Here is a 17,083-nt window from a genome sequence, read left to right on the forward strand (position 1 = left end):
AGATTCCCCTGATGTGACGCGGTCAGTTGCCGACGCGGCGGCGCAGGTCCTGGAAGGCGGTGTAGTTCGCGATGACCTCGATGCGTCCCGGCGGACAGAGCTGCACCGCCTGGTCGAGGTCGTCGCACACCTGGAACTGCTGGTTCGCGACCTCCAGGCGCACCGCGAGGTCCAGCTTGCGGTCGCCGATCACGCAGATCGGGTGGCCGGTCAGCCGGGTGTAGTCCACGTCCCACAGCCAGGAGGTGTCGGTGCCGTCGGCGCCGCGCGCGTTCACCGAGAGGATCACCGGGGCCGGCGGCGGGTCGATCAGGGAGAAGGTCTCCAGCCAGCCCGCCGGGTTCTTGGCGAGCAGCAGACGCAGGTCGCGGCCCTGGAACTGGACCACGTCGTAGCGTCCGGCGACCGCCTGCACCTGGTACATGCGCTCCAGGGCGACCTGGGGCGGCACCCCGAAGACGGCGGCGACGGCGGCGGAGGAGGCGGCGTTGGCCTTGTTGGCGCGGCCCGGCAACTGGAGGTGGATGGGCCAGGCGGAGCCGTGCGGGTCGAGGACGTGGTCGCCGGACAGGGCCCAGCTCGGCGTGGGGCGCCGGAAGCCGCACTCGCCGCAGAACCAGTCGTCGCCGGGGCGCTGCATCACACCGCCGCAGGACGGGCAGGACCAGGCGTCGTCCTTCCACATCTGGCCCGCGGCGACCCAGATCACGTTGGGGGAGGAGGAGGCGGCCCACACCACGAGCGGGTCGTCGGCGTTGGCGACCACCACGGCCTTCGAGCCGGCCAGGCCCTCGCGCCAGTTCTCGGCGAGCATCCGGGTCTCGGCGGCGCGGTCGAGCTGGTCGCGGGAGAGGTTGAGCAGCGCGATGCACTTCGGGTCGGTGGCCTGGGCGACGCCGACGAGGTACTTCTCGTCGACCTCGATGACGCCGTAGCGGGAGTCCGCGCCGCCCGCGAGGGCCGAGGTGATGCCGGCCGGCATGTTGGCGCCGAGGGCGTTGGAGACGACCGGACCGGCCGCCTTGAGCGCCTCGGCGATGAGCCGGGTGGTGGTGGTCTTGCCGTTGGTCGCCGAGACGAGGGTCACGTCCAGGTGCTGGGCGAGCCGGTGGAGGAGGTCCGGGTCGAGTTTCAGCGCCACCCGGCCGCCGATCACCGAACCGCTGCCGCGCCCCGCGGCGCGCGATGCCGCCGCGACCGCCTTGCCCGCGGTCACGGCGATCTTGGCCCGCGGCGTGAGCGGGTCCGAGTTGCCTGCCATCAGTTCTCGATCCTCCTTGCCGTACGCGCCGCGCCTGAAGCCTGTGAAGCCTGACGGCCACGTGGTGTGGACCTCAGCCTATCGAGATCCATTCGCACTCCCGAATCGCGGCACCGGCCACCGGGTTCCGGCGGTGGGCGCCTGCCGCCGGAGGACACAGGGACCATACTCTGAGCGCCATGCGACAAGGCTCCATCCCGGGCGCCCACGGGCGCGTCCGTTCCCTCGGTCTCCTCGGCGACCCCGTCCTGCACGCCCCCTGCGCGGAGGTCACGGACTTCGGTCCGCAACTCGCCGGGCTCGTCGAGGACTTGTTCGCGACCATGTACGCCGCCCACGGCGTGGGCCTGGCCGCGAACCAGGTGGGCGAGGTGCTGCGCGTCTTCGTGTACGACTGCCCGGACGACGAGGACGAGCGGCACCTCGGGCACGTGGTGAACCCGCGGCTGGTGGAGACCGGCGGCGTGGTGGTGCGCGGACCGGAGGGATGCCTGTCGCTGCCGGGCCTGGAGGCGGGGACCGAGCGGTACGACGAGGCGGTCGTGACGGGCTTCACGGTGACCGGCGAGCCGGTCACCGTGCGCGGCACGGGGTTCTTCGCCCGGTGCCTCCAGCACGAGTGCGACCACCTGGAGGGGCGGATCTACGCCGATCGCCTGACGGGCCGGCGCCACCGGAAGCTGATGCGCCAGGTGGCGCGGGCGTCCTGGCACCGCTGAGGGGGCCGCTCCCCGGGCGTCCCGCGGCCGTCAGAACCCCGGGCCGCCCGCCTTGTCCCCGGCCTCGGCGAGACGGCCCCACAGCAGGTCGGCCAGGCTGCGGACCAGTTCCTCCCGGGGGCAGGGCCGTTCGCCCAGCCACCAGTCGCCGGCGGCGTGCATCATGCCGACGATGCCGTGTCCCCAGACCCGGGCGAGCTGCTGGGTGCCCGGTCCGACGTCGAGCCGCTCCTCGATGACCTGGGCCAGTTCCTCGCCCATGCGGCGCAGCAGCGGCGCCGAGTGCCTGCCGACGTCGAAGCCCTGCTCCGACTGGTCGCCCGGGGAGGCGGCGCCCTCCGCCGGGTGCATCAGGAAGCGGTACACCTGCGGGCGGGCCTCGATGGCCGCCAGATAGGTGTCCAGGGTGGCCTCCACGCGCTGCCGCCGCTCCGCCGGGGCGTCCAGGGCGGCCCGCAGCGAGGCGAGGAGGGCGTCGGTGTGCCGGACGGCGAGGGCGGCGTAGAGTCCGCCCTTGTCGCCGAAGTGGCGGTAGAGGATCGGCTTGGTGATCCCGGCCTCGGCGGCGATGGCGTTCATCGAGGCGTGCGGACCGTCGCGCAGCACCACCCGGTCGGCGGCCTCGAGCAGCTCGCGCCGCCTGCGGTCGGCGGACTTCTGCTGATCGGTCCGCTGCGTGGTGCCCATGTGCTCTCCCCACCCGTGCTGATTCGGTGACGCCTGCGCAAACTAACACCCACGGGGCGTGTCGCATCGAACGGGAGGGCGAGGGTGCCGGGGGAGTTGACTTTTCCTACCCGTCGGTAACAGACTCGGGGTTACCGCAAGTAACATGCAGGGGCGTCACTGGAGGGGACATGGCCGAGTTCACCATGGAGCTGAGCGACGAACAGAAGGAGGTCCGGGACTGGCTGCACGGCTTCGCCGCCGACGTCATCCGTCCCGCCGCCGCCGAATGGGACGAGCGCGAGGAGACCCCCTGGCCGGTCATCCAGGAGGCCGCCAAGGTCGGCATCTACTCCCTCGACTTCTACGCCCAGCAGTACTTCGACGCCACCGGCCTCGGCATCCCCATGGCGATGGAGGAGCTGTTCTGGGGCGACGCGGGCATCGCCCTGTCGATCGTCGGCACCGGCCTGGCCGCCGTCGGGGTCCTCGCCAACGGCACCGAGGAGCAGATCGGCACCTGGATCCCCCAGATGTACGGCGACGCCAACGACGTCAAGGTCGCCGCCTTCTGCTCCTCCGAGCCCGACGCCGGCTCCGACGTCGCCTCCATGCGCACCCGTGCCGTCTACGACGAGGCCAAGGACGAGTGGGTGCTCAACGGCACCAAGACCTGGGCGACCAACGGCGGCATCGCCAACGTCCACGTCGTCGTCGCGGTCGTCGACCCGGACCTGGGCTCCAAGGGCCACGCCTCCTTCATCGTCCCGCCGGGCACGCCGGGGCTGTCCCAGGGCCAGAAGTTCAAGAAGCACGGCATCCGCGCCTCGCACACCGCCGAGGTCGTCCTCGACAACGTGCGCGTGCCCGGCTCCTGCCTGCTCGGCGGCAAGGAGAAGCTGGACGCCCGCCTCGCCCGCGCCCGGGAGAAGGCCAAGAAGGGCGGCGAGCGCGTGAAGAACGCGGCGATGGCCACCTTCGAGGCGTCCCGCCCGGCGGTCGGCGCGATGGCGGTGGGAACGGCCCGGGCCGCGTACGAGGTGGCGCTGGAGTACGCGCAGACGCGCGAGCAGTTCGGGCGCCCGATCATCGACAACCAGGGCGTCGCCTTCCAGCTCGCGGACATGCGCACCTCCATCGACGCGGCCCGGCTGCTGGTGTGGCGTGCCTCGTGGATGGCGATCAACGGCAAGCCGTTCACGGCGGCCGAGGGCTCGATGTCCAAGCTGTTCGCGAGCGAGACCGCGAAGAAGGTGACCGCCCAGGCGGTCCAGATCCTGGGCGGCAACGGCTACACGCGGGAGTACCCCGTGGAGCGGATGCACCGCGACTCCGCGATTTACACGATCTTCGAGGGGACGAGTGAGATCCAGCGGCTGGTGATCGCGCGGACGCTGGCGGGGATGCCGATTCGCTGAGCGCCGTTCCGGTTTCTGCGCGACGCCGGGCGCGGGGCCGTTGTGGCTGGTCGCGCCCACGCGGCGGGGCCGCACATCGACACGTCCCGCGCCCCCGGGTGTCTCACCTGTGCCTGAGCGGGGTCAGTTGCTCGATGTCGTACTTGGCCCTCAGCGCCTCGATCGCCTCGTGGTCCGGCGGGCCCCCGTCGCCCAGGATCTCCAGGAGTTCCTCGAAGTAGCGCTCGTGGTCCGGTGGCGGGCTGGCCTGGAAGAACATCTTGGCCGGCTCGCCCGTCGGGTTGGCGAAGGCGTGGGGGCAGCCCGGGGGGACGACGATGACGGTGCCCGGGGTGGCGCGCACCACCCGGTTGCCCGAACTCGACTCCCACTTCTGCCAGTTGTCCGGCGTACGGATCCTCGGCTCGAAGGCGAGCACGTCCAACTCGCCCTCCAGCACGTAGAACAGCTCCTCGCTGCGCGTGTGGACATGGGCGCCGACGTCGAACCCCGGCGGCACGATCACCTCGAAGGTGGACGCCATGCGCGAGTGCGAGCCGGTCACCTTGAACGTCACGTGCTGGGCCGGCGCCTGCACCACCCGGCCCTGGCCCGGCGGCACCAACAGGCCCTCCGTGGCCGCCGCGAGCCCGCTCACCAGGTCACCGGGAGGGCCTCGGGCCCGCGGATCAGCGCGCCCTTCTTGAAGGGCACCTCCTCGGGCGCCACCGCGAGCTTCAGCCCCGGCACCCGGTCCAGGACCACGTCGACCAGCAGCTCCGACTCCAGCCGGGCCAGCATGCCGCCCGGGCAGTAGTGCGGTCCGAAGCCGAAGGACACGTGCGGGTTGGGGCTGCGCTCGAAGTCGATCGTGTCCGGGTCCGGGAAGACCTCCGGGTCGCGGTTGGCGGCCAGGTACGACACGTAGACCGCGTCGCCCGCGCGGATGCGCACGCCCTTGATCTCCACGTCCTCCAGGGCGATCCGGGAGAGCCCGACGGCGTTGCGGTGGGGGATCCAGCGCAGCAGTTCGTCGATGGCCCGGGGCCGGATCTCCGGCTCGGCGCGCAGGCGTTCGGCGAGTTCCGGCCGGCTCAGCAGCAGGTGGAACATCTGCCCGCTGTTGTTGGTGACCGCCTCGCCGCCGATCTGGAGCAGCACCGCGAGCCCGACGGCCTCCGTCAGTGTGATCTCGCCCCGGCCCACGGCGGCGCCCAGCAGTGAGGTGACGTCCTCGCCGGTGCTGTCCGCGCGGAGGCCGATGAGGTCGGAGAAGTAGGCGTTCATGTCGTTCTTGGCCCGCTCGCTGACCTCGGCGCCGTGCGAGGAGGACAGGATCAGCTGGGTCCAGGTGTGCATCGCGTGCCGGTCGGTGGCCGGTACCCCCATCAGCTCGCAGATCACCGCGATGGGGAAGGGGCTCAGCACGGCCTCGGTCAGGTCGGCGGGCGGACCGGCCCGGAGCATGGCGTCGACCAGTTCGTCGAGCATGCCGCGGGACCGCTCGCGCACGCGCTCCACGCCCCGGGCGGTGAAGGCCGCGGCCACCGAGCGGCGCAGCCGCGTGTGGTCCGGCGGGTCGAGGAAGCCGACCGCGCCGCGCGCCGGGATGAAGTGCGGGGCCAGCCGGGTGACCTGCCGGTCCATGACGGCCTCGCGCCCGAACCGGGGGTCGTTGGTCACCAGGCGGACGTCGTCGTGCCGGGTCACCAGCCACGCCCAGCCCTCGCCGTTGGGCAGCGAGATGCGGGTGACCGGGCCCTCGCGCATCAACTCGGCCAGCACCGGGTCGAAGTCGCTGCCGGGCAGGTCGACGGCCGGCCAGTCCCGGACGGGCGGCACGGTCTGGGACATCGTTTCCTCACTCATGCCTGCCTCACACTCCGCGTCACGTCCCGTGCCATGTCCCGCCGCACGCTGCGCCGCGCGTCGGCCGTCTGCCAGCAGCCCAGGGACATCTCCGCGGTGATGCCGGGACCGAAACCGGCCAGCAGTCCGCGCGCCCCCTCCTCGACGCCGCCCTCGTCGAAGAGCCTGCGCAGCGCGTCCAGGACGACGGCGCTGGCGATGTTGCCGTACTCGGTCAGCGTGGCCCGGCTGAAGCGGAAGGCGTGCGGGTCGACCTGGAGGAACTTGCTGAGGTCGTCCAGGATCCTGGGTCCGCCCGCGTGCACGACGTAGAAGTCCAGGTCGGTGGCGTCCCAACCGTGCCGGTCCGCCAGGCCCTTGAGGGCCGGCGCGAGCGGTTCCATGGTGGCCGGCACCCGCTTGTCCAGCAGGAAGTGGAAACCGGTCGCCTTCACGTCGTACATGATCCACTCCTCGGTCTTGGGGATCAGGTACGAGCCGTTGCGTTCCAGGCGCACTCCGGTGCCGCCCTGTCCGCGGACCACCGCGGCGGCTATGCCGTCGCCGAAGAGGCCGTTGGAGAGCAGGGAGCCCACGCCGATGTCGGTGGGCTGGTAGCACAGCGAGCAGAACTCGCAGGCCACGACGAGCGCGTTGGCCTCGGGGTAGGCGGTGCAGAAGTCGTGGGCGCGGTTGATGGCCGCACCGCCGGCCGCACAGCCCAGTTGGGCGATGGGTATCTGCCGCGTGGTGCTGTCGAAACCCATCTCGTTGATCAGCCACGCCGTGAGCGAGGGCATCATGAAGCCCGTGCACGAGACGTAGATGATCACGTCGATGTCGGTGGCGAGCAGCTCCGCGTCGTCCAGGGCCCGCTGGACCACGGCCGGGACACGCGACTTCGCCTCCCGCTCGTAGACGTTGTTGCGGTCCTCGAAACCGGGGTGCTTCAGCGTCTCCTCGATGGGCTGCACGATGTGCCGGGTGCGGACCCCGGTGTTCTCTATCAGCCGGAGGGCGAGCGGCAGTTGCGGATGGTCGGTGTGCCGCCGGCGCGCCAGCTCCAGCGTCTCCTCCATCGTGATCACGTGCTCCGGTACGGACACCGAGGGTCTGCACAAAGTCGCCATGAACCGTGCCTGCTTTCGCCTCGCGGAAGGCTTGCGCCCCCCGGCCGGAAAGTGGTGCACCTTTCAGGGGTGCACCATCCACGATCACCCGGCGGGACGGCGATCTCGCGCGGGGTTACTCCGTCTCGGGGAGGCGGGGCACAGGCGTCAGGGGGAGGAAGGGCCGCTGCTGTGGGCGATGCACGCCACGTCGATCCGGTCGGCCAGCTTGGCCAGCTCGATGGTGAGGGCCGCGACGGTGTCCTCGTCGAGCCTCTCCTCGCCGGTCTCCACCAGCCGCAGCCACCGTCCACCCACCGTGCGCAGCAGCTTGCTCACGTCGGACGCGGCGACCTGGAGCGTGCCGCGGTCGTCGACGATCAGAGGCAGGGTCACTTCGCGGTTCACGAAAGGGATCGTAGTCGCGGAACGCTCACGCCCCGTGCCATACGGTGGTGATGTTGCAGAACTCGCGGATTCCGTGCCCGGACAGCTCACGCCCGTAACCCGACCGCTTGACCCCGCCGAACGGGAACGCCGGGTGGGAGGCCGTCATCCCGTTGACGTACACGCCGCCCGCCTCCAGGTCCCGGACGAAGCGGTCCACGTCGGCGTCGTCGCGCGTCCACACGTTGGAACTGAGCCCGAAGTCCGTGTCGTTGGCGATCAGCACCGCCTCGTCCAGGTCGGCCGCCCGGTACAGCGTGGCGACCGGGCCGAAGGCCTCCTCGCGGTGGATGCGCATCTCACGGGTGATCCCCGCCAGGACGGTCGGCGGGTAGTACCAGCCGGGCCCCTCCGGGCGTTCGCCCCCGCACAGCACCGTCGCGCCGCCGCGCACCGCGTCGTCGACCAGCTCCACGAGGTCGTTCAGGCCCTGCTCGCTGGAGAGCGGGCCGACCTCGGTCTCCTCGTCCATCGGGTCGCCCACCCGCAGGGCCCGCATGCCCTCGGTGAAGCGCTCGGCGAAGGCGTCGTACACATCCGTGTGCACGATGAAGCGCTTGGCGGCGATGCACGACTGCCCGGCGTTCTGCGTGCGCGCGGTCACCGCCACCGCGGCGGCCCGCTCGACGTCCGCGGACGGCATGACGACGAACGGGTCGCTGCCGCCCAGCTCCAGGACCGTCTTCTTGATCATCTCCCCGGCGGTGGCGGCCACCGCGCGTCCCGCCGGCTCGCTGCCGGTGAGGGTGGCGGCCCGCACCCGCTCGTCGCGCAGGATGTCGTCGACCGCCGCGGACCCGATCAGCAGGGTCTGGAAGCAGCCCTCGGGGAAGCCCGCCCGGTGGAAGAGGTCCTCCAGGTACAGCGCGGTCTGCGGCACGTTCGAGGCGTGCTTGAGCAGTCCCACGTTGCCCGCCATCAGCGCGGGCGCGGCGAAGCGGATCACCTGCCAGAGCGGAAAGTTCCACGGCATCACCGCGAGCACCGGGCCGAGCGGCCGGTAACGGACCAGGGCCCGGGAGGCGCCGGAGTCCTTCACGTCGGCGTCGGCGGGTTCCTCGTCGGCCAGCAGCTCGGCCGCGTGGTCGGCGTACCAGCGCATCGCCTTGGCGCACTTGGCCGCCTCCGCGCGGGCCTGCCCGACCGGTTTGCCCATCTCCGTGGTGACGACCCGGCCGATCTCCTTCTGGTCGGCCTCCAGCAGGTCGGCGGCCCGGCGCAGCAGCCCGGCCCGTTCGTAGAAGCCGGTGGTCCGGTAGGTGCGGAAGGTGGCCTCCGCGAGCTCGATCCGGCGCTCTATCTCCTCCTCGCCCATGGCCTCGTACGTCCTGAGCGTCTCGCCGTTCGCCGGGTTCACCGTCGCGATGGGCATGGCCGACCTCCCTGGGTGCGCAATCCTGCTCCGACCCCGGCGTGCGGTACGGGGGGCCGCGACGCGGCCGGGTCGTGTCGTTCCTCGCGGTCTCTCCTCACTGCGAGTGCTCAGCGAGGCGGTCGAGAAACGCGGCCTGCGCCTTCACGATCACTTCGCGCGCGCGGTCCAGGGGGAACCAGGCCACCCGGTCCAGCTCGGGGAACTCCCCGGTCCGCCCCGACTTCGGCGGCCACTCCATGCGGAAGGTGCCGGGGACGACCGTCGCCGGGTCGAGGTCGGCGGCCACCGCCCAGACCGTGACGGTCTTCCCGCCGGCCTGCCGGACCTCGCCGAGCGCGACGGCCTCGCCCTCGGGCGGCGGCAGCCCCAGCTCCTCCCGGAACTCGCGCCGGGCCGCCTCCCACGCGGGCTCCGCCGGGTCGTACTCGCCCTTGGGAACGGTCCACGCCCCGGCGTCGCGGCGCGCGTAGTACGGCCCGCCCATGTGGCCGAGCAGGACCTGGAGCCCGCCGTCGGGGCCGCGCCGGTGCAGCAGCAGGCCCGCGCTGCGCCTCACGGGGCCGCCCCGGGGTGCGCGGCGAGCAGGGTCTCCACGGTGTCGGCGTCCTCGGGACGCTTGTCCTCGCGGTAGCGCACCACGCGGGCGAAGCGGAGGGTGACGCCGGCCGGGTAGCGGGTGGAGCGCTGGAGACCGTCGTAGGCGATCTCGACGACGAGTTCCGGCCGTACGGTCACGCCCCAGCCGTGTTCCTCGACGGCCAGTTCCCTCAGGCGTGCGGTCTGCCAGGTCAGCAGCGCGTCGGTCATGCCCTTGAAGGTCTTGCCGAGCATGGCGAAGGAGCCGTCGGCGGTGCGGGCGCCCAGGTGCAGGTTGGAGAGCTTGCCGGTGCGGCGCCCGTGGCCCCACTCGGCGCCCAGCACCACCAGGTCGAGGGTGTGGACCGGCTTCACCTTCAGCCAGGACGCGCCGCGCCGCCCCGCGCTGTAGGCGGCGTCCAGTGCCTTGACGACGACGCCCTCGTGCCCGCGGGCCAGGGTCTCGGCGAGGAACTCCTCCGCGGCACCGGTCTCCTCGGGGCCGTGCACCAGCGTGCGCCGTACCCGCAGGGGCTCGGGGACCAGCCGGGCCAGCTCCGCGTGGCGTTCGGTCAGCGGCAGGTCGAGCAGGTCGCGGCCGTCGACGGACAGCACGTCGAAGAAGACGGCGGAGACCGGGAGCGCCCGCGCCGCGGTGGCGACGTCGGTGCGGGAGCCGATCCGGCCGGCGGTCTCCTGGAAGGAGCGGGGGCGCCCCTCGGCGTCGAGGGAGATCGCCTCGCCGTCCAGGATGAAGCGCTCGCCGGGCAGCGCCAGGGCCGCCTCGGTGACCTCGGGGAGCCGGCCGGTGATGTCGTCCAGGGTGCGGGTGTGGATCCGTACGGTGCCGCCGTCCCGGTGCACCTGGACACGGATGCCGTCCAGCTTCTCCTCGACGGCGGCGGGGCCCAGCCTCCCGACCGCCTCGGCGACCGAGGACGCGCTGTGCGCCAGCATCGGCAGCACGGGCCGGCCGACGGTGAGCCGGAAGCGGTCCAGGGCGCCGGGACCGTCGGCCAGCAGCGCCTCGGCCACCGACTGGAGCGACCCCGCCAGCATCACCGCGCGCCGCACCCGGGCCGGGGGTGCCTCCGTCGCCGCGGCGAGGCCCTCGACGGCTGCGGCGTCCAGGGCGCCCTGGCGGACCTCGCCGGTGAGCAGCCCGGTCAGGAAGCGCTGCTCGTCCTCGGTGGCCGCGCCCATCAGCTCGCCGACCTGCCGGATCCGCTCGGCCTGCGCACCGGTGCCGGACACCGCGCCGAGCCGGGTGAGCCGGGCGTCCACGTCGCGCACCGTCAGGCTCGGCGCGCCGGCCGGGGGGACGCGGCGGCCCAGCACCTTCCAGCCGACGCCGATCCGGCCCTGGGGGAGCCGACCCGCCAGGTACGGGATGACGACCGGCACGTCCGCCGCCTCCGCCTCGCGGAACAGCTCCGCGAGCAGGGCGGTCTTCCGGGACCGCGCCGACGTGGCGGCGACCTCCCGGGACACCTGGGCCAACCGGGCGAGCAGCATGCAGTCATGGTGCACCGCGCGGGGCGGGCGCACACCCCGCGAGGGCCCCGCGGGCGGTGCCGCTACTCCGCGACGGCCGCGTCCAGGTCCGACATGATCAGGTCGCCGACGACCGCTGTCGCCGCGCGGTAGCCGCCGCTGGCCGCGTGGATCACCTGCTCGGCGAAGCCCATCGCGTTGCCGGCCGTCCATACGCCCGGCACGGTGGTGCGGCCCGTCGGGTCCACCACGGGGTAGGCGCCGAACGGCGTCTCCTGCAGCTCGGCGCCCAGCCGCTCCATCAGTCCGGTCTGCGGAACGGCCTTCGGGGCGACGAACAGCACCGTGCGGTCGTGCGCCGTGCCGTCCGCCAGACGGACCCCGGTGAGCCGGTCGTCCTCGATCCGCAGGCCCGCGACCTCGCCGGGCACCACCTGGACCCCGGCCGCGGCGAGCCGCCGCAGGTCGTCGTCGGACAGTTCGCTCTCGGCGACCGTGTGCAGGAAGAGCGTCACGTCGTCCGACCAGCCGGACACCATCAGGGCCTGGTGCACGGCGAGCGGGCCGGAGGCCAGGACACCGAAGCGCTCGTCCCGCACCTCCCAGCCGTGGCAGAACGGGCAGTGCAGCACGTCCCGGCCGAAGCGCGCGGCGACCCCCGGCACCGTCGGCGGTTCGTCCCTGAGCCCGGTCGTGACGATCAGCCGGCGGGCGTGCACGGTGTCCCCGCCGGCCAGCTCCACCGCGAAGTCCTCGCCGCGGGAGACGTCCACGGCACGGTCGCGGACCAGCTCCACGCCGTAGCGGGCGATCTCCTCCCGGCCGAGGGCCAGGAAACCGGCCGGGGACATGCCGTCGCGGGTCAGATAGCCCTGCATGTGGTCCGAGGGCGCGTTGCGCGGCTCCCCGGCGTCCACCACCAGCGTGCGCAGCCGCGAGCGGCCCAGGACGAGCGCGGCGGAGAGCCCGGCCGCGCCGCCGCCGACCACCACCACGTCGTACCGCCCTGTCAGGTCCTTCGTTCCGGTCCCGGTGCTGTTCTGGGTCATGGTGACCACCTCCACGCAGAAGGTCGCCCCGAGGCTCCGGTATTGACAAACGTATTTGCCGGTTCTGCAATAAACGCATGACGACCGCAGACGATGTCCTCGCCGGTGTCGGGCCCCGGCTCCGCGGGCTCCGCAAGGAGCGGGAGGTGACCCTGGCGGCCCTGTCCGAGGCGACCGGCATCTCGGTGAGCACGCTGTCGCGGCTGGAGTCGGGCCTGCGCAGGCCGAGCCTCGAACTGCTGCTGCCGATCGCCCAGGCCCACCAGGTGCCGCTGGACGAACTGGTCGGCGCCCCGCCGGTCCGCGACCCCCGGGTGCGTGCCGAGCCGATCGTGCGCCACGGCCGCACCCACTGGCCGCTCACCCGCCAGGCGGGCGGGCTCCAGGCGTTCAAGGTGCTGGAGCCGCGGCGCAGCCAGGAGCCGGACCCGCGCACCCACGAGGGCTACGAGTGGATCTACGTCCTCTCCGGCCGGCTGCGGCTCGTGCTGGGCGAGCACGACGTGGTGCTGTCGGCGGGGGAGGCGGCCGAGTTCGACACCCGCGTGCCGCACTGGTTCGGGTCGACCGGGGAAGGGCCGGTCGAGTTCCTCAGCCTCTTCGGCCCGCAGGGCGAGCGGATGCACGTACGGGCGCGGCCCGCGAGGGCGTGAGCCCCGGCCCGTTCCCCGAGCCCCGTTGCCGGGCCCGTTCTCCGGACCTGTTCCCCGGACCTGTTCCCCGATGGGCAAGCGACCGCTTAGTATGCTGAGGACCCGGTCGGACGACGCAGTCGGTGGAGGCCCCGCATGCAGGCATGGCAGGTGCACGAGAACGGCGAGCCGGACGAGGTGATGCGCCTGGCGGACGTGGCGCCGCCGACACCGGGCGAGGGCCAGGTCCTGCTGAAGGTCCGCGCCGCCAACATCAACTTCCCCGACGCCCTGCTGTGCCGGGGGCAGTACCAGGTCCGGCCGCCGCTGCCGTTCACCCCGGGCGTGGAGATCTGCGGGGAGACCGAGGACGGCCGCCGCGTCCTCGCCACTCCCGCGCTGCCCCACGGCGGGTTCGCCGAGTACGCCCTCGCCGACGCCCGCGCCCTGCTGCCCGCGCCCGAGGCCCTGGACGACGCCGAGGCCGCCGCCCTGCACATCGGCTACCAGACCGGCTGGTTCGGACTGCACCGCCGGGCCCGCATCGAGGCCGGCGAGACCCTGCTCGTGCACGCCGCCGCGGGGGGCGTCGGCAGCGCCGCCGTCCAGCTCGGCAAGGCGGCCGGCGCCACCGTCGTCGGCGTCGTCGGCGGCCCGGAGAAAGCGGCCGTCGCCCGCGAGCTGGGCTGCGACGTGGTCGTCGACCGGCGCGGCGAGGACGTCGTCGCTGCCGTCAAGGAGGCCACCGGCGGCCGGGGCGCCGACGTGGTCTACGACCCGGTGGGCGGCGCGGCGTACACCCAGTCCGCCAAGGCCGTCGCCTTCGAGGGCCGGATCGTCGTCGTCGGGTTCGCCAGCGGCACGATCCCCAGTCCCGCCCTGAACCACGCGCTGGTGAAGAACTACACGATCCTCGGCCTGCACTGGGGTCTCTACAACACGAAGAACCCCGGCCTGGTCCGGCACTGCCACGAGCAGCTCACCGAGCTGGCCGCGCGGGGCGCCGTCAAGCCGCTGGTGAGCGAGCGGGTGCCGCTCGGCGAAGCGGCCGGCGCCGTGCGGCGCGTGGCCGACGGCAGGACGACCGGCCGGGTGGCCGTCGTACCGGACAAGGCAGCGGAAGCACTGGAGAAGGGAACCGCCGCATGACCGACGCAGCGGAACTGCGCCGCCGTACCCGTGCGTTGCTGGACGCGCATCCGCCGGCCACCACGGACCGCCGGGACTTCCTGCGCGCCCGCTTCGACGCCGGACTCGCCTGGGTGCACTACCCGGAGGGCCTGGGCGGACTCGGCGCCCCGCGCTCCCTCCAGGCCGTCGTGGACGCCGAACTGGCGGCCGCGGGCGCCCCCGACAACGATCCCCGGCGCATCGGCATCGGCCTCGGCATGGCCGCCCCGACCATCCTCCAGTACGGCACCGACGAGCAGAAGCACCGGCTGCTGCGCCCGCTGTGGACCGGGGAGGAGGTGTGGTGCCAGCTCTTCAGCGAACCGGGCGCCGGGTCCGACCTGGCCGCCCTCGGCACGCGGGCCGTGCGGGAGGACGGGGGTCCCGGACGCCCCGGCGAGGACGGGAGCGGGGGAGACTGGATCGTCAACGGGCAGAAGGTGTGGACCTCCAGCGCCCACCTCGCCCGCTGGGCCATCCTGATCGCCCGCACCGACCCGGACGTGCCCAAGCACCGGGGCATCACCTACTTCGTGTGCGACATGACCGACCCCGGGGTCGAGGTACGGCCGCTGCGCCAGATCACCGGCGAGGCCGAGTTCAACGAGGTGTTCCTCACCGACGTCCGCATCCCCGACTCCCGCCGCCTCGGCGCGATCGGCGACGGCTGGCGGGTCGCGCAGACCACGCTCAACAACGAGCGCGTCGCCATCGGCGGCACGCCGGTCCCCCGTGAGGGCGGCATGATCGGCAAGATCGCCGCGACCTGGCGGGAGCGCCCCGAACTGCGCACCCACGACCTGCACCAGCGGCTGCTCGGCCTGTGGGTGGAGGCCGAGGTCGCCCGCCTCACCGGCGTACGCCTGCGCCAGCAACTGGCCGCGGGCCAGCCCGGTCCGGAGGGCGCCGGCACGAAGCTCGGCTTCGCCCGTCTCAACCAGGAGATCAGCGGCCTGGAGGTGGAACTCCTCGGCGAGGAGGGGCTGCTCTACGACGACTGGACCCTGCGCCGCCCCGAGCAGGTCGACTTCACCGGACGCGACGCCGGGTACCGCTATCTGCGGTCCAAGGGCAACAGCATCGAGGGCGGGACCAGCGAGGTGCTGCTGAACATCGTCGCCGAGCGCGTCCTCGGCCTGCCCGCCGAGCCGCGCACCGACAAGGACGTCGCATGGAAGGACCTCGCCCGATGAGCGCACAGCCCGAACCCGCTCTCCTCCATTCGGAGGAGGAAGAGGCGCTGCGCGCCGCCGTCCGGGACCTGCTCACCGACCACTGCGACCCGGCGGGGGTGGTCGGGCGCACCGAGTCGGCCGCACCGCACGACCTGTCGCTGTGGAAGACCCTGGCCGGCTCGATGGGCCTGGCGGGCCTGCTCGTCCCCGAGGCACTGGGCGGACAGGGCGCCACGCACCGCGAAGCCGGCGTGGTCCTGGAGGAGTTGGGCCGGGCGGTCGCACCGGTGCCGTACCTGACGAGTGCCGTCGTCGCCACCGAGGCGCTGCTGGCGTGCGGGGCGGAGGACCTGCTCACCGAGCTTGCGGCCGCCACGACCGTGGCCGTGCTCGCCGTCGGACTGCACGTCGCCCCCGGCGGTGCCGTGCCCGGCGTACGGCGGGAGAACGGGGCGCTGCGCGGGGAGCTGACGGGCGTCGCGGACGCCTCCGTCGCCGACGTGTTGCTGGTGCCCGCCGACGACGGGGGCCTGTACGCGGTCCGTGCCGCCGACGCGACGGTGACGCGGCAGACCTCGCTCGACTCCACCCGACCGGTGGCGCGGGTGACCCTCGACGGTGCGCACGGGCGCCGCCTCGGCGACACGGAACCCGCCGTACGGCGGGCCCTGCGGGCCGGTGCCGGGCTGCTCGCCTCCGAACAACTGGGCCTGGCCGACTGGCTGCTGACCGAGACGGTCCGCTACCTCAAGGAACGCAAGCAGTTCAACCGGCCGGTGGGCGGCTTCCAGGCGCTCAAGCACCGGCTCGCCCGGCTGTGGCTGGAGGTGGCGGGCCTGCGCGCCGCCGCCCGCAACGCCGCCGACGCCCTGGCGAGCGGCGCGGACACCGACGTCGCCGTCGCCGTGGCCCAGGCGTACGCCGCCCAGGTCGCCGTCCACGCGGCCGAGGAGGCGCTGCAACTGCACGGCGGCATCGGCATGACGTGGGAACACCCCGTCCACCTGTACCTCAAGCGGGCCAAGGCCGACTCGATCGCCTACGGCACCGCGGGCGCCCACCGGGAGGCGCTGGCCGGCCTGGTCGACCTGCGAGCGCCCTGACGCCCCGTCCGGCGGCCACGCCGGCGACCTGGGCCGGCACAGGTGAACGACCGGCGGCGGTCCGGCCAACTCCCCGCACGGCGTGGCTCTCGGAGGCCGGCGGGGCCCCATACTCACTGGGGTCCCGTACGGCACTTCCAGGGAGGCAGAGCATGGCCCTCACCACCCGACGCAGAGCCCTCACCACCCTCGGCGCCGCCCTCGCGGGCGCGGTCGCCCTGCCCGCCGGCACCGCGTCGGCGTCGGCCCAGGACAGGCGCGGGCCGCGCCCGTTGTGGCGCGCGCACGCCCACAACGACTACGAGCACGCCCGCCCCCTCCTCGACGCCCTCGACCACCGCTTCGGCAGCGTCGAGGCCGACGTCCACCTGGCCGACGGCCAACTCCTCGTCGCCCACGACCCCGAGGACCTCGACCCCTCCCGCACCCTGGAGTCGCTCTACCTCGACCCGCTCGCCGCGCGCGTCCGCGCGCACCACGGCCGCGTGTACCGGCGGGAGCGCGGCTCCCTGCAACTCCTGGTCGACATCAAGACCGAGGGCGAGGCGGCGTACCGCGAACTGGACCGCCGTCTGCGCCGCTACCCGCACCTGTTCACCTCCTGCGCCCACGGACGGGTGTTCCCGGGCGCGGTCACCGTGGTCGTCTCCGGGGACCGGGCCGCCCGGGCGCCGATGGAGGCCCAACGCACCCGCCGCGCCTTCTACGACGGCCGGCTCACCGACCTCGGCAGCGCCGCACCGGCCTCGTTCGTCCCGTTGATCAGCGACAACTGGACGCTGAACTTCACCTGGCAGGGCGTGGGCGCCTTCCCGGCGGCCGAGCGGCGCAGGCTGCACGAGATCGTGGGCGCCGCGCACGCCCGGGGGCAGCGGGTGCGCTTCTGGGCCACGCCCGACGTGGCCGGGCCCGCGCGGGACGCCGTGTGGGCCGAACTGCTCGCCGCCGGCGTCGACCACCTCAACACCGACGACCTCGCCGGTCTGGAGGCCTTCCTGGACACCCACCGGGAGCGGTAGGGGCGGCGCCGGGACACCACTCGTTCGGAGGACAGGTCAGCCG

The 17,083-nt window shown here is 73.3% G+C and carries 17 protein-coding genes; 7 read left to right on the forward strand and 10 right to left on the reverse strand.

What is annotated here, in order from left to right; all coding sequences use genetic code 11:
• Positions 1 to 22: 22 nt before the first annotated feature.
• Positions 23 to 1,261, reverse strand: a complete 1,239-nt coding sequence (locus tag IG88_RS0100700) for a Mur ligase family protein (RefSeq protein ID WP_031033646.1) — start codon at positions 1,259 to 1,261, stop codon at positions 23 to 25.
• Positions 1,262 to 1,440: 179 nt separating this feature from the next.
• On the opposite strand from IG88_RS0100700, the gene def reads away from it, so the two are divergent.
• Entirely contained in the window at positions 1,441 to 1,980 is a 540-nt protein-coding gene (gene def / locus IG88_RS0100705) for a peptide deformylase (protein ID WP_031033649.1), read from the forward strand.
• Positions 1,981 to 2,010: 30 nt separating this feature from the next.
• On the opposite strand, the gene IG88_RS0100710 is transcribed toward def, so the two are convergent.
• Positions 2,011 to 2,667 carry a TetR family transcriptional regulator gene (locus IG88_RS0100710; protein ID WP_031033651.1) on the reverse strand — a complete coding sequence of 219 codons (657 nt, stop codon included), beginning with the start codon at positions 2,665 to 2,667 and terminating at the stop codon, positions 2,011 to 2,013.
• A gap of 170 nt (positions 2,668 to 2,837) precedes the next feature.
• Between IG88_RS0100710 and IG88_RS0100715 the strand changes: the two genes are divergently transcribed.
• Entirely contained in the window at positions 2,838 to 4,064 is a 1,227-nt protein-coding gene (locus IG88_RS0100715) for an acyl-CoA dehydrogenase family protein (RefSeq protein WP_031033653.1), read from the forward strand.
• A 103-nt stretch (positions 4,065 to 4,167) separates the two neighbouring features.
• On the opposite strand, the gene IG88_RS0100720 is transcribed toward IG88_RS0100715, so the two are convergent.
• The 8 genes from IG88_RS0100720 to IG88_RS0100755 all read right to left on the reverse strand — a co-directional run bounded on the left by IG88_RS0100720 (position 4,168) and on the right by IG88_RS0100755 (position 11,941).
• On the reverse strand, positions 4,168 to 4,701 hold the full coding sequence (locus tag IG88_RS0100720; protein ID WP_031033654.1) for a cupin domain-containing protein: 534 nt from the start codon (positions 4,699 to 4,701) through the stop codon (positions 4,168 to 4,170).
• Positions 4,698 to 5,912 carry a cytochrome P450 gene (locus IG88_RS0100725; protein WP_031033656.1) on the reverse strand — a complete coding sequence of 405 codons (1,215 nt, stop codon included), beginning with the start codon at positions 5,910 to 5,912 and terminating at the stop codon, positions 4,698 to 4,700. The genes IG88_RS0100720 and IG88_RS0100725 overlap by 4 nt, the downstream gene beginning before the upstream one ends.
• The gene (locus tag IG88_RS0100730; RefSeq protein WP_267884647.1) at positions 5,909 to 7,081 is read right to left on the reverse strand and encodes a type III polyketide synthase; all 1,173 of its coding nucleotides are present in this window, start codon (positions 7,079 to 7,081) and stop codon (positions 5,909 to 5,911) included. Before IG88_RS0100730 ends, IG88_RS0100725 begins: the two co-directional genes overlap by 4 nt.
• Positions 7,082 to 7,168: 87 nt before the next feature.
• Complete coding sequence (locus IG88_RS0100735; RefSeq protein ID WP_031033661.1) at positions 7,169 to 7,408, reverse strand: DUF6213 family protein; 240 nt, start codon at positions 7,406 to 7,408, stop codon at positions 7,169 to 7,171.
• A gap of 25 nt (positions 7,409 to 7,433) precedes the next feature.
• Complete coding sequence (locus IG88_RS0100740; RefSeq protein ID WP_031033663.1) at positions 7,434 to 8,819, reverse strand: NADP-dependent succinic semialdehyde dehydrogenase; 1,386 nt, start codon at positions 8,817 to 8,819, stop codon at positions 7,434 to 7,436.
• A 97-nt stretch (positions 8,820 to 8,916) separates the two neighbouring features.
• Positions 8,917 to 9,378: an NUDIX domain-containing protein gene (locus IG88_RS0100745; protein WP_031033666.1), complete on the reverse strand. Its 462-nt coding sequence runs from the start codon at positions 9,376 to 9,378 to the stop codon at positions 8,917 to 8,919.
• Positions 9,375 to 10,913 carry an ATP-dependent DNA ligase gene (locus IG88_RS0100750; RefSeq protein WP_031033668.1) on the reverse strand — a complete coding sequence of 513 codons (1,539 nt, stop codon included), beginning with the start codon at positions 10,911 to 10,913 and terminating at the stop codon, positions 9,375 to 9,377. The genes IG88_RS0100745 and IG88_RS0100750 overlap by 4 nt, the downstream gene beginning before the upstream one ends.
• A gap of 62 nt (positions 10,914 to 10,975) precedes the next feature.
• Positions 10,976 to 11,941, reverse strand: coding sequence for an NAD(P)/FAD-dependent oxidoreductase (locus tag IG88_RS0100755; RefSeq protein ID WP_031033670.1), 966 nt, complete (start codon positions 11,939 to 11,941; stop codon positions 10,976 to 10,978).
• 77 nt (positions 11,942 to 12,018) lie between these two features.
• Between IG88_RS0100755 and IG88_RS0100760 the strand changes: the two genes are divergently transcribed.
• The 5 genes from IG88_RS0100760 (at position 12,019) to IG88_RS0100780 (ending at position 17,040) form a co-directional block, all read left to right on the forward strand.
• Complete coding sequence (locus tag IG88_RS0100760; RefSeq protein WP_031033678.1) at positions 12,019 to 12,594, forward strand: helix-turn-helix domain-containing protein; 576 nt, start codon at positions 12,019 to 12,021, stop codon at positions 12,592 to 12,594.
• Positions 12,595 to 12,729: 135 nt separating this feature from the next.
• A complete protein-coding gene (locus IG88_RS0100765) occupies positions 12,730 to 13,722 on the forward strand; it encodes an NADPH:quinone oxidoreductase family protein (RefSeq protein ID WP_031033680.1) in 993 nt (330 codons plus the stop codon).
• Positions 13,719 to 14,936, forward strand: a complete 1,218-nt coding sequence (locus IG88_RS0100770; RefSeq protein WP_031033681.1) for an acyl-CoA dehydrogenase family protein — start codon at positions 13,719 to 13,721, stop codon at positions 14,934 to 14,936. Before IG88_RS0100765 ends, IG88_RS0100770 begins: the two co-directional genes overlap by 4 nt.
• A complete protein-coding gene (locus IG88_RS0100775; protein ID WP_031033683.1) occupies positions 14,933 to 16,021 on the forward strand; it encodes an acyl-CoA dehydrogenase family protein in 1,089 nt (362 codons plus the stop codon). The genes IG88_RS0100770 and IG88_RS0100775 overlap by 4 nt, the downstream gene beginning before the upstream one ends.
• Positions 16,022 to 16,173: 152 nt before the next feature.
• The gene (locus IG88_RS0100780) at positions 16,174 to 17,040 is read left to right on the forward strand and encodes a phosphatidylinositol-specific phospholipase C/glycerophosphodiester phosphodiesterase family protein (protein WP_031033684.1); all 867 of its coding nucleotides are present in this window, start codon (positions 16,174 to 16,176) and stop codon (positions 17,038 to 17,040) included.
• Positions 17,041 to 17,083 lie beyond the last annotated feature (43 nt).

The organism is Streptomyces sp. NRRL F-5650 (genome assembly GCF_000721365.1).
GTDB classification, from domain to species: domain Bacteria; phylum Actinomycetota; class Actinomycetes; order Streptomycetales; family Streptomycetaceae; genus Streptomyces; species Streptomyces ardesiacus.

Coding starts and splice junctions, on each gene's coding strand:
- IG88_RS0100700 (WP_031033646.1), bottom strand. CDS start 1,261: ATGGCAGGCAACTCGGACCCGCTCACGCCGCGGGCCAAGATCGCCGTG.
- def (WP_031033649.1), top strand. CDS start 1,441: ATGCGACAAGGCTCCATCCCGGGCGCCCACGGGCGCGTCCGTTCCCTC.
- IG88_RS0100710 (WP_031033651.1), bottom strand. CDS start 2,667: ATGGGCACCACGCAGCGGACCGATCAGCAGAAGTCCGCCGACCGCAGG.
- IG88_RS0100715 (WP_031033653.1), top strand. CDS start 2,838: ATGGCCGAGTTCACCATGGAGCTGAGCGACGAACAGAAGGAGGTCCGG.
- IG88_RS0100725 (WP_031033656.1), bottom strand. CDS start 5,912: ATGAGTGAGGAAACGATGTCCCAGACCGTGCCGCCCGTCCGGGACTGG.
- IG88_RS0100740 (WP_031033663.1), bottom strand. CDS start 8,819: ATGCCCATCGCGACGGTGAACCCGGCGAACGGCGAGACGCTCAGGACG.
- IG88_RS0100750 (WP_031033668.1), bottom strand. CDS start 10,913: ATGCTGCTCGCCCGGTTGGCCCAGGTGTCCCGGGAGGTCGCCGCCACG.
- IG88_RS0100755 (WP_031033670.1), bottom strand. CDS start 11,941: ATGACCCAGAACAGCACCGGGACCGGAACGAAGGACCTGACAGGGCGG.
- IG88_RS0100760 (WP_031033678.1), top strand. CDS start 12,019: ATGACGACCGCAGACGATGTCCTCGCCGGTGTCGGGCCCCGGCTCCGC.
- IG88_RS0100765 (WP_031033680.1), top strand. CDS start 12,730: ATGCAGGCATGGCAGGTGCACGAGAACGGCGAGCCGGACGAGGTGATG.
- IG88_RS0100770 (WP_031033681.1), top strand. CDS start 13,719: ATGACCGACGCAGCGGAACTGCGCCGCCGTACCCGTGCGTTGCTGGAC.
- IG88_RS0100775 (WP_031033683.1), top strand. CDS start 14,933: ATGAGCGCACAGCCCGAACCCGCTCTCCTCCATTCGGAGGAGGAAGAG.
- IG88_RS0100780 (WP_031033684.1), top strand. CDS start 16,174: ATGGCCCTCACCACCCGACGCAGAGCCCTCACCACCCTCGGCGCCGCC.